Here is a 510-nt window from a genome sequence, read left to right as displayed (position 1 = left end):
CAGGACGCTTGTGTCCCGTTCCTCGATGAGATCGTCGATGAGGTCGAGAATTTTTGCCGGCGTAGTAACGTCCAGTCCGGTCGTCGGTTCGTCGAGGATGAGAAGTTTCGGTTGGCACGCCAAGGCGATGGCCAGAAGGACACGCTGCTGTTGGCCGCCGGAAAGTTCGTGCGGATACTGTGAGGCGTTCGTCTTCGGGTCCGGGAGATTGACCTCGTGAAGTACTTCGTACGTCTGTTCCATTGCCTCCGACCGCGAGACATCGCGGTGGGTCCGGACAACCTCCGAAATCTGGTCGCCGACCGTCATGCTCGGGTTCAGTGCCGTGTTTGGGTCCTGCGGAACGTGAGCGATCTCGTTCCCCCGGAGTTCTCTGAGTTCCCGTGAGGAGAGATCAAGGACGGGTCGCCCGTCGTACTCGATTGTTCCACCCGTGATTCGGCCGTTTCCCTCCAGATACCGGAGTATTGCGAGTGCGAGCGTACTCTTGCCGCTCCCACTTTCGCCGGC

1 protein-coding gene is annotated in these 510 nt (G+C 59.8%); it reads right to left on the bottom strand.

Translation table 11 applies throughout. The features are described from left to right. Positions 1-510 (bottom strand): ABC transporter ATP-binding protein (locus tag DEQ92_RS21935; RefSeq protein ID WP_147299575.1); only part of this gene is annotated, 510 nt, incomplete at both ends.

It is taken from the genome of Haloferax sp. Atlit-6N, assembly GCF_003383195.1.
GTDB lineage: Archaea > Halobacteriota > Halobacteria > Halobacteriales > Haloferacaceae > Haloferax > Haloferax gibbonsii.
This window is presented reverse-complemented; position numbering and strand designations above follow the sequence as displayed.